This is a genomic window from Mesorhizobium sp. M7A.F.Ca.US.006.04.2.1, from assembly GCF_004022915.1.
In the GTDB taxonomy this organism is placed as follows: Bacteria; Pseudomonadota; Alphaproteobacteria; order Rhizobiales; family Rhizobiaceae; genus Mesorhizobium; species Mesorhizobium ciceri.
The window spans coordinates 1-798 of record NZ_RZQA01001460.1; the positions used below are offsets into that span (position 1 = coordinate 1).

At 58.0% G+C, this 798-nt stretch carries 1 protein-coding gene; it reads right to left on the bottom strand.

Annotation, left to right across the window (positions count from 1 at the left end):
- Window positions 1-16: 16 nt before the first annotated feature.
- The coding region (locus EN925_RS38050) for an HlyD family type I secretion periplasmic adaptor subunit (RefSeq protein WP_128337474.1) at window positions 17-798 on the bottom strand (782 nt) is incomplete at its 5' end.

Sequence of the window (798 nt, forward strand, 5' to 3'; positions counted from 1 at the left end):
CTCCTCCACCTCGCCATCACTGCGTAAACGCTTTGGACATCTGATCCGCAAAGGGTTTCAACAGATAAGACCAGACATTGCGTTCGTCGGTGCGGATATGAACCTCGGCGGGCATACCTGGCCTCAGCACCTTCGCTTCGGTCAGGCAGCTTGATTTGCTTTCAACCTTGATACGCGCCGAAAAATAGGAAAGCTGACGTTGCGGGTCTTTAATCAGATCTGCCGAGATGTGTTTCACTGACCCTTGGCAGACCGGAGTGGTTCCCACGTCGAACGCCGGAAAACGGATCGACACCGGCTGCCCAGGCCGGACATCGTCGACCCGCGACGGAGGGATCAGCGCGTCCACCACAAGATCGTCGGTATCAGGTACGATGGTCATAAGCATCTCGCCAGGCGCGATAACGCCGCCGACGGTATGGACAGCCGATTCCTGTATCGTTCCGGACTGTGGCGCGCGGATCGTTGTCTTGGTCAGTTCATCCTGCGCCACAATCCTCCGTTCGTTGAGTTCGGTCTGCTTGGCTTCCGTCTCGCGGAGTTCGGTCGTCACGTCGGTGCGCCTTTGGTCATCCAGCTGCAGCATCTGCAACCCCGTTTCGCTGATGCGCGCCTGGGCTTCAGCTACTGCTGCAGCGAGGCGCCCCGATTCTCCCCTGGCCCGGGTGGCATCCAACTTGATGTTGCTTACCCTCTCCTTGGAGACGAGTTTTTTGGCGTAGAGGGAATCAACGTCGGCGAAATCCTTGCTCAGCAGGGCAACCGATTCATCCACCGCGCTCTGTTGCGCTTTAAGAC